The organism is Mesorhizobium sp. M1A.F.Ca.IN.020.03.2.1 (genome assembly GCF_004023205.1).
In the GTDB taxonomy this organism is placed as follows: Bacteria; Pseudomonadota; Alphaproteobacteria; order Rhizobiales; family Rhizobiaceae; genus Mesorhizobium.
The window spans coordinates 1-8,538 of record NZ_RZSV01000232.1 but is presented as its reverse complement, the minus strand read 5'-3'; the positions used below and the strand labels follow the sequence as shown (position 1 = coordinate 8,538).

10 protein-coding genes are annotated in these 8,538 nt (G+C 61.6%); 4 read left to right on the top strand and 6 right to left on the bottom strand.

Translation table 11 applies throughout. The features are described 5' to 3' along the window. Positions 1–443: 443 nt before the first annotated feature. Positions 444–773 (top strand): phasin family protein, encoded by a 330-nt coding sequence (locus EOA79_RS26350; protein WP_095810897.1) that lies wholly within the window; start codon positions 444–446, stop codon positions 771–773. Positions 774–783: 10 nt separating this feature from the next. On the opposite strand, the gene EOA79_RS32995 is transcribed toward EOA79_RS26350, so the two are convergent. After that, positions 784–960 carry a hypothetical protein gene (locus EOA79_RS32995; protein ID WP_156751000.1) on the bottom strand — a complete coding sequence of 59 codons (177 nt, stop codon included), beginning with the start codon at positions 958–960 and terminating at the stop codon, positions 784–786. A gap of 89 nt (positions 961–1,049) precedes the next feature. Here EOA79_RS32995 and clpS point away from each other — a divergent pair, with 89 nt between their 5' ends. After that, a complete protein-coding gene (gene clpS / locus EOA79_RS26345; RefSeq protein WP_041000825.1) occupies positions 1,050–1,376 on the top strand; it encodes an ATP-dependent Clp protease adapter ClpS in 327 nt (108 codons plus the stop codon). Between the two features lie 6 nt (positions 1,377–1,382). Continuing rightward, positions 1,383–3,848 (top strand): ATP-dependent Clp protease ATP-binding subunit ClpA, encoded by a 2,466-nt coding sequence (gene clpA / locus EOA79_RS26340; RefSeq protein ID WP_066992605.1) that lies wholly within the window; start codon positions 1,383–1,385, stop codon positions 3,846–3,848. A 237-nt stretch (positions 3,849–4,085) separates the two neighbouring features. Here the strand turns inward: clpA and EOA79_RS26335 are convergent, their stop codons facing one another. Beyond that, entirely contained in the window at positions 4,086–5,033 is a 948-nt protein-coding gene (locus tag EOA79_RS26335) for a phosphatase PAP2 family protein (RefSeq protein ID WP_245489934.1), read from the bottom strand. A gap of 359 nt (positions 5,034–5,392) precedes the next feature. Further along, positions 5,393–5,821: an HIT family protein gene (locus tag EOA79_RS26330; RefSeq protein ID WP_066992609.1), complete on the bottom strand. Its 429-nt coding sequence runs from the start codon at positions 5,819–5,821 to the stop codon at positions 5,393–5,395. A gap of 155 nt (positions 5,822–5,976) precedes the next feature. Between EOA79_RS26330 and EOA79_RS26325 the strand changes: the two genes are divergently transcribed. After that, positions 5,977–6,141 (top strand): cytochrome oxidase subunit III, encoded by a 165-nt coding sequence (locus tag EOA79_RS26325; protein WP_095825363.1) that lies wholly within the window; start codon positions 5,977–5,979, stop codon positions 6,139–6,141. Positions 6,142–6,162: 21 nt separating this feature from the next. Here EOA79_RS26325 and EOA79_RS26320 read toward each other — a convergent pair whose 3' ends face one another. From EOA79_RS26320 to EOA79_RS26310, 3 genes are all read right to left on the bottom strand, one after another. Then, positions 6,163–7,377 carry a GNAT family N-acetyltransferase gene (locus EOA79_RS26320; protein ID WP_127334977.1) on the bottom strand — a complete coding sequence of 405 codons (1,215 nt, stop codon included), beginning with the start codon at positions 7,375–7,377 and terminating at the stop codon, positions 6,163–6,165. A 144-nt stretch (positions 7,378–7,521) separates the two neighbouring features. Next, positions 7,522–8,250, bottom strand: a complete 729-nt coding sequence (locus EOA79_RS26315) for a glycerophosphodiester phosphodiesterase (protein WP_095825365.1) — start codon at positions 8,248–8,250, stop codon at positions 7,522–7,524. A 12-nt stretch (positions 8,251–8,262) separates the two neighbouring features. Beyond that, the coding region (locus tag EOA79_RS26310; RefSeq protein ID WP_164893954.1) for a RidA family protein at positions 8,263–8,538 on the bottom strand (276 nt) is incomplete at its 5' end.

The window sequence follows — 8,538 nt, the reverse complement described above, 5'->3', positions numbered from 1 at the left end:
CTTCCGGTCTTGGCGTCGACGACAATCGCGGCAGACTTTGCCGCCATCGCGGAGGCGACATCGGCGGTGACAATCGTCACCGCGAGCGCGGCAATCATGATCGCCTTGAAGGAGAATGAAGATTTGGAGACGAAGCCCGACAACGCCTGACGCACCGTTACTTACCCTGAATTTTCGTTGCCCCGGAGGCGGCAGAGGGGTGCCTGCCTCACTTCCGGCCAAGCTATCGCGGTCAGCGTTACCAATCCGTTTATGGTAACCGCCGCGTTCACCATTTTCTGGCGATTTGAGCCTCTGTTTATTCGAACTTTAGCGGTCGCTGTCGCGCGGAGCCCTTGCGGCTCAAGGCAATCTTGACTTTTGTGCAGCGCACAATATATTCCAGTGCATTGCACAGGGGCGCCCGGGGCTAAATGGGCGTTTCAACCAAGGGAAGGCATGAAATGACCCAGACCTATGAGGACTTCGCGAAATACGGCAAGGAGTTTGCCGACACCGGGCTGAAGAGCTTTGCCTCGCTCACCAAGGGTGCGCAGGCGATCGCGACCGAAGCCGGCGAATACACCAAGAAGAGCTTCGAGGCCGGCAGCGCCGCCTTCGAGAAGCTGTTCTCGGCCAAGTCGATCGAGAAGGCCATCGAGATCCAGACCGACTACGCCAAGCAGAGCTACGAGAGCTTCGTGGCCGAGGCCAGCAAGATCGGCAATCTCTATGCCGAGCTCGCCAAGGAAGCCTACAAGCCGTTCGAATCGGTCGTCGCCAAGACGAAGTAATTTCGTCCGATCACATCGGGCAGGCTAGCCGGCCCGCAAAAACAACCCGGTCGCGGAAGCGCGGCCGGGTTTTTTCATGCGCCGCCGCAACCACCCGCGCCTTGCCGCATTCACGATTGAGAAATTCGCTGAAGTTTGCGTACCTAGCCATATTGTCAGCTAAACAGAAGGGCTTAAAATCGGCCATCGAAGACCTACATGTTGAACTCGCATGAGGATTCGAAAAGGCAGGACTACGTGACGATCGGTTTGACTGCCACGGCAGGCGTGGTGCGAATGCAAGGTGACGGCGACCGCAACGATCCCGGTCGCGGCACGGCGGTCATCACGCGCACCAAAACCAAGACAAAAAAGCCCAGCCTCTACAGGGTCCTCATCCTTAACGACGACTACACTCCCATGGAGTTCGTGGTCCACGTCCTGGAGCGTTTTTTCCAGAAGGACCGCGAGGCCGCCACACGCATCATGCTGCATGTTCATAATCATGGAGTGGGCGAGTGCGGGGTCTACACATTCGAGGTGGCCGAGACCAAAGTGTCTCAGGTCATGGATTTCGCCCGACAGAATCAGCATCCGCTGCAATGCGTGATGGAGAAGAAGTGAGGTAACATGCCGGCTTTCTCCCAAGGCCTGGAAAAGGCGCTACATCAGGCGCTGACGTTCGCCAACGAGCGGCATCATGAATATGCAACGCTCGAACACCTGCTGCTGGCGCTCATCGACGACACCGAGGCGGCCGCGGTGATGCGCGCCTGCAATGTCGATCTCGACGAGCTCAAGCACACCGTTCTGACCTATATCGACACCGAGCTCGACAATCTCGTCACCGGTTACGACGAGGATTCGAAACCGACCGCCGGGTTCCAGCGCGTCATCCAGCGCGCCGTCATCCATGTGCAGTCGTCCGGCCGCGAGGAGGTGTCCGGGGCCAATGTGCTCGTCGCAATCTTTGCCGAGCGCGAAAGCCATGCGGCCTATTTCCTGCAGGAACAGCAGATGACCCGCTACGACGCGGTCAACTACATCTCGCACGGCATCGCCAAGCGCCCCGGCGCTTCGGAGTCGCGCACGCCGCGCGGCGCCGACGATGAGCAGGGCGGTCAGAACGGCGCCGAGCCGCAGGAAGACGGCGGCAAGAAGAAGCCGCAGGACGCGCTGACGGCCTACTGCATCAACCTCAACAACAAGGCCAAGGCCGGCAAGATCGATCCGCTGATCGGTCGCGAGAGCGAGATCAATCGCACCATCCAGGTGCTGTGCCGCCGCTCCAAGAACAACCCGCTCTATGTCGGCGACCCAGGCGTCGGCAAGACGGCGATCGCCGAGGGCCTTGCCAAGCGCATCGTCGAAGGCGACGTGCCCGAGGTGCTGCAGGACGCCACCATCTTCGCGCTCGACATGGGCACGCTGTTGGCCGGCACGCGCTATCGCGGCGACTTCGAGGAGCGGCTGAAGCAGGTCGTCAAGGAGCTCGAGGACTATCCGGGCGCGGTGCTGTTCATCGACGAGATCCACACCGTGATCGGGGCAGGGGCCACGTCCGGCGGCGCCATGGATGCCTCGAACCTGTTGAAGCCGGCGCTGTCGTCCGGCGCGATCCGCTGCATCGGCTCGACAACGTACAAGGAGTTCCGCCAGTTCTTCGAGAAGGACCGCGCGCTGGTGCGGCGCTTCCAGAAGATCGACGTCAACGAGCCGACCATCGAGGACGCCATCGAGATCATGAAGGGCCTGAAGCCCTATTTCGAGGAGTTCCACAAGGTCCGCTACACGAGCGAAGCGATCAAGGCTTCGGTGGAGTTGTCGGCCCGCTACATTAGCGACCGCAAGCTGCCGGACAAGGCGATCGACGTGATCGACGAGACCGGCGCCTCGCAGATGCTGGTGCCTGAGGCCAAGCGCAAGAAGACGATCGGCATCAAGGAAATCGAGGCGACGATCGCCACCATGGCGCGCATCCCGCCGAAGACGGTTTCGGCGGACGACGAGAAGGTGCTGCAGGGTCTCGATGTCGAGCTGAAGCGCGTCGTCTACGGTCAGGATACTGCAATCACAGCGCTGACGTCGGCGATCAAGCTGGCGCGGGCGGGCCTGCGCGAGCCGGAGAAGCCGATCGGCTCCTACCTGTTCTCGGGGCCGACCGGCGTCGGCAAGACGGAAGTGGCCAAGCAACTCGCGGCCTCGCTCGGCGTCGAGCTGATCCGCTTCGACATGTCGGAATATATGGAACGCCACACCGTCTCGCGGCTGATCGGCGCACCTCCCGGCTATGTCGGCTTCGACCAGGGTGGACTGTTGACCGACGGTGTCGACCAGCATCCCCATTGCGTGCTGTTGCTCGACGAGGTGGAGAAGGCGCATCCGGATCTGTTCAACATCCTGTTGCAGGTGATGGATCACGGCAAGCTGACCGACCACAACGGCAAGCAGATCGACTTCCGCAACGTCATCCTGATCATGACGACCAATGCGGGCGCATCGGACGCTCAGCGCGCGGCGATCGGCTTCGGCTCGACCAAGCGCGAGGGCGACGACGTCGAGGCTATCAACCGGCTGTTCACGCCCGAATTCCGCAACCGTCTCGACGCGATCATTCCGTTCGGCTCGCTGCCGATCCCGGTGATCCATCAGGTGGTGCAGAAATTCGTCATGCAGCTCGAGGCCCAACTTTCCGAGCGGGGCGTCACCTTCGACCTGTCGCCGGACGCGATCGCCTGGCTGGCCGACAAGGGCTATGACGAGCGCATGGGCGCGCGTCCGCTCGGCCGCGTCATTCAGGAGCACATCAAGAAGCCGCTGGCCGACGAGGTGCTGTTCGGCAAGCTGAAGAAGGGTGGCACGGTGCGCGTCACCGTCGAGAAGAAGGAAACCGGCGAGACCGGCCTGAAGCTCGAATCGTTGGCCGATGAAGCTCCGGTGAAGCCGAAGAAGGAAGAGCCGGAGGACGCGCCGAAGCCGAGGAAGGCGGCGGCGAAAAAGCCTGCCGCCAAGAAGGCCGTGGCGCAGAAGCCGGAGCCGAAGGGCAAGGACGGCGGCAAGCGAAGCCTGGTGCCGCAGCTGCCCCGCAAGGGCTGATCGACCTGAAGCGCGTCCCGCTGAAACGGATTCAGGCGGCGCGCGCTAGGTGCTTGTTACCAAAACGGCCGCCCGCCTTTGGGCGACATGCATTGCAGTCAAAAAGCCCCGGCAACGGGGCTTTTTGATTGGGAGGAACCGACACGTGATGGCTGGCCAAATCATCCATACGGAATGGCGCGCGGCCCTCCGGAAGTCGAGCATTGCCGCCCCGGGAAATGTTTGCTGGCTGCAGAGTCAAGCAACGCCGTCCGGCGCGAAGCGTGTCAGGAAATATCCGCACGCCTTCCAGATCATGATCGACAAGAGGGCACCCGCGTAGCCGTCGATGGCATAATGCCAGCCAAGCGCGACTGAGCCGACCATTATCATGGCAGCGAATGCCCACATCAGGATACCGGCCGGCCGGGAGCGCCGCGTTGCGTACAAAGAGAAAAGCACCGCCATCGCCACGTGCATGGACGGGAAAGCGGATATGCCGATGCTGCCGACGGTCGCGCCGGTATAGCCGCTCCATAGCATGTCCTGCGTGCTAAGCGCCCAGATCGGATAGATGCGATCGGCGGCGGCGAGTGCCTGCATGAGGGGACGGAAGTCACCGCCGAGTCCCAGTCGCTCGTAAAAGCACGGCCCTGCCGACGACAGCCCCATCGCCAGGAAGAAGCCGCCAAGCGTCCATATCAGCATGAAGCTCATCAGGAACTGATGACGCAGCTTCGTATCTTTGCGCGTGATGCAGGCGGTGAAAACCGTGGCGATGAGCACGATGAACCAGAAATTGTAGGCGAGATTGAGCATCCTCAATGCAAATGGCGACTGGACGACAAACCACAGCCATTCGTCCGGGGCTCTACCGAAATGCAGGATCCGATCGGCGTGGGCCAGCGCCTTGTCCCATGCAAAAGGGGAGAGGATTGCGATGGCTCCTTTCAGAACACCGACGGCGGATACGAAGGCGATGCTGGCGGTCAGGCCGTTGAGGCTGTTGGCCGTGCGTTCGGCGTCGCCGAAAAAGCTGCCCAGCGATTTCAGGAAGGTGCCGAGCGGTTCGGGATCCCGTTTGACCAGCGCAAGGTGGAGAAAGATCCCAAGTGCAAAGACGCAACCGCAGATCCAGAAAGCGATCAAAAGGTACTCAATGTATTCTTTCAATATGCCGAAATCCGGCATGTTTCCGGTGCGCATGCCGATCGCTATTGCCAGAAGCAGAGCGCCGACGGCCAAGGCGTGAAGCAATCTGTGTCGTCGAAAGGCGTGTGCCATGGCGATCAGAAAAGCCCGTCCGCCAGCCATCCTCGCAAGGGGGTTCGACGCCGCAACCGAATTGTCCATGGTTTGAAACCCAATAGCTCGCCACGCCTCAGCGTTCTACAGCGAGATGGTTCGATATTTCCTAACCAAACGATTCGAGTGCAAACGGTCGCATCCGGGCGCCGCACGCGGCCGGCCGGGGAAAAACGCGCCGGGGTTGTCGCGGCAAACCGATATAGGATCGTCAGTGCGAGGCTGTCAGTCGGCCTTCAACGGCGACGGGGCCGCGCGCTTTAGTTTCCCAGTGCCGCGCGGATCTTGCCGGCGTTCTCGGCCAGCACTTCCGGCTTTTCCATCTGCCCGGAATGAGGCTTCAGCGGCACGCCGTCGAAGCGCGGAATGACGTGGACATGGAGATGGTAGACGGTCTGCCCGGAGGCCGGCTCGTTGAATTGCATCAAGGTGACGCCGTCGGCGTTGAAGGCCTTTTTCACGGCAACCGCCACCTTCTGCACCACGGCAAACAGCGGACCGAATGTTGCCGGATCGGCGTCGAGGATATTGCGCGACGGCGCCTTCGGCACCACCAGCGTGTGGCCGACTCCTTGCGGCATCACATCCATGAAGGCTACGACCGCATCGTCCTCATAGATGCGGTGCGAGGGGATTTCGCCGCGCAGGATTTTCGCAAAGATGTTGCCGGGATCGTAGGCTTCGGCCATGGCGGGCACTCCGGATTAGGTCGTCGTCCGGTGTAGCGAAGCCGCTTCCGAGCGGCAAGACGATTGAGCCGATCTGTCGGCAGCGCGGTCGGCCATCGCTGTTGCATGATCGCAGGTGTTGTCGTCTGATACGTCAATGTCAGGATGGAGCGACTGTGAAGTGGATCGTCGCCGGATGGCTGTTGTTCATTGTGTCGGCGCTGTTCTTCATCGCCGCCGCGTCGCGCGCAGGCGATCTGCTGGCGCTTGGCGGCGGCATTTTCTTCCTGGTTGCCTGCTTTTCGTTCCTCGTTCCGATCGCGGCCCGAAAGCCGCAATGACTGTGGATGGCAAGGCCCGAGCTATTCCTTGAGATCCTTGCGGAACGGGGTGTGCTCTTCGAGATAGTCCCCCATCCGCTCCACCTCGCGCCTCTCGCGGCGAAGGTAGTCGGCGACCGCGTTGCGCAGGCCAGGATGGGCGATGTAGTGCGCCGAATGCATGGTCACCGGCTGGTAGCCGCGCGCCAACTTGTGCTCGCCTTGCGCGCCGGCCTCCACCACCTTCAATTTGCGCTCGATCGCGAAGTCGATCGCCTGATGGTAGCAGACCTCGAAATGCAGGAAGGGGTGATCCTCGATGCAGCCCCAGTTGCGGCCGTAAAGCGCGTCGGACCCGATGAAGTTGATGGCGCCCGCAATGTAGCGGCCGTTGCGCTTGGCCATGACCAGGAGAATGTCCTCGGCCATGCGCTCGCCGATCAGCGAGAAGAACTGGCGGTTGAGATAAGGGCGGCCCCATTTCCTGCCGCCGGTATCCATGTAGAAAGCGAAGAAATCGTCCCAGACGCGTTCGGTGATGTCCCTGCCGGTCAGCCAATCGATGCTGATGCCGTCGGCCAGCGCCTCGCGACGCTCCTTTTTCATCGCCTTACGCTTGCGTGAAGCGAGCGTGGCGAGGAAGTCATCATAGCTCGAAAAGCCTTCGTTGAAGAAATGGAACTGTTGGTCGGTCCGGTGCAGGAAACCCGCTGCTTCGAGCGTCGCAATGTCGGGCTCGGCGGCGAAGGTGACATGCGCGGAAGACACGCCGAGCTTGTCGGTCACCAATTTCAGGCCGGCGGCGAGGCCGGCCCTCACCGCGCCTTCGTCCTCGCCCCTGCTTACGAGCAGGCGAGGGCCGGTGACGGGCGTGAACGGCACCGAGCATTGCAGCTTCGGATAATAGCGCCCACCTGCGCGCTCGAACGCGTCCGACCAGCCGTGGTCGAAGACATATTCGCCCTGACTGTGCGATTTGAGATAGCAAGGCACGGCGCCCAGCAGCTTGCCTTGCGCCGTCTCGAGCCTGAGGTGATGACCCTGCCAGCCGGTGCGCCGCACGGCACAGCCAGAATCCTCAAGCGCGCTCAGAAAACCGAATGAAACGAGCGGGTTGTAGCCGTTTGCTCTGTCGCCGCGCGCGGTTCCGGCGAAGCTGTTCCATTCATCGCAGGTGAATGCGCCGATGGTGGTCGCGATGCGGACCGAATAGTCCGCATTCGCTGTCGGTCCATCGTCGTCGTCACCCTGATCCATCCGGCTTATTTAAGCGTCCTCAGGGCAGCTACAAGTCACGTTTCAGGCACTGCCTCACAGCATGATGCCGAAAGTGCGAAGCGGTTTTCGGACGGCATCATGCTCGGATCTGATCCAGGTCGTTCGACCTGAAATCATCCAGCTCTAGGCGACCTTGACCAGGTCCGGCTCAAAGCCCTCGAAGGTCATCTGGTCGGCATATTTGAAGGTGAGGTCGACCGCCGGCTGGTCGTGCACGGTCCAGGTGATGACCGGCATCTTGAGCTTTTCGCGCACGAAGCTGACGAACGGGTTCGGCAGATCGCCGGCGGCGTAAGAGGTGAAGGCGAGGTTGTGCGCCAGCATGGCAAAATGCGCCTCGATCAGCTGGTCGTCCTTGCCGTAGGCGGTGAGCCCGCCGGGAATGCCCGGCGCCTCCTTGGCGAAGTCGCGGATCAGCCAATGGTCAAACGACATGATCGCCACCTTGCCAGTGTAGCGCTTGAGCAGCCTGCCGACGCTCGCGACCAATCCTTTGTCGTGGCCGGGAACACCTTTCAGCTCGACCACCAGCGGCACGCGTCCGTCGATCAGGTCGAGCCCCTCCTGCAACGTCGGCACATGATCTTTCGTGCCGCCCACCTTGAGCGCGGTGAGCTCGGCCGCGGTGCGTTGCCAGACGAAGCCATCCTCGCCTGTCAGTCGTTTCAGGTCGCAGTCGTGGATGATGACGGGAACGCCGTCGGACGAGATATGCACGTCGCATTCGATCGCGTAACCGCGGTCGGCTGCCGCGGCGAAGGCCGACATCGTATTCTCCCAGCGTGTCTTGTTCATGTCGTGGAAGCCGCGATGCGCGACGGGGCGGGCAATCAACCAGGAAAGGTCGGTCATGTCAGGCTCGTTTTACTCGACTTCGAAGATCGCTTCGATCTCGACCGCGGCATTGAGCGGGAGCGACGCAGTGCCGACGGCGGAGCGAGCGTGCTTGCCACGTTCGCCGAGGACCGCGACGAGGAAGTCGGAGGCGCCGTTGGCGACCAGATGCTGCTCGACGAAGTCCGGCGCCGAGGCGACGAAGACCGTGATCTTGACCAGCCGGCGGATTTTTTCGAGATCGCCAAGTGCTGCCTTGGCCTGCGCCAGGATGTTGATGGCGCAGAATTTTGCGCCCTCCTTGCC